The organism is Pseudomonas sp. HY13-MNA-CIBAN-0226 (genome assembly GCF_040310305.1).
GTDB classification, from domain to species: domain Bacteria; phylum Pseudomonadota; class Gammaproteobacteria; order Pseudomonadales; family Pseudomonadaceae; genus Aquipseudomonas; species Aquipseudomonas gregormendelii.
In genome coordinates this window covers 1-402 of the sequence record NZ_JBEOPS010000082.1, presented here as the reverse complement: position 1 = coordinate 402, position 402 = coordinate 1, and the positions used below count along the sequence as shown (strand labels likewise).

The window sequence follows — 402 nt, the reverse complement described above, 5'->3', positions numbered from 1 at the left end:
GGTCTACCCACAGCAAAACGCTAATTATCAGCGCGCCGTCAATGAAGCGGCAATGGATAGTGGCCAGACGGCAACCAATCTAAATGGTGTGGCTAATAATCAGGCGCCTTTATTTGCAGAGTCTGATTATGGATATTATGACAATGTCGACTATGCCGAGCTCTCTGGTAATGTGATTGTCGATCAAGGGACTCAGCATATTGAAGCCGATAAAATCGTGCTGGACTTAAGCAGTGGTGTTACCGCAGCGCAAGGCAAAGTAATGTTCACCGATCAAGCGACTGGCGAGCAAGTAACACGTGCCAATACTCAAAACAATACTCAAAACACTGCTACAGGAAATATCACCGATCAGGCGGCAAAAGGCGGTCTTATTGGTGTCGCAGACAGTCTGGCTTATAA

At 46.8% G+C, this 402-nt stretch carries 1 protein-coding gene; it reads left to right on the top strand.

The annotated features are described in order from the left end of the window. A partial coding sequence (locus AAEZ05_RS27855; protein WP_350649771.1) for an LptA/OstA family protein occupies nt 1-402 on the top strand: 402 nt, incomplete at both ends.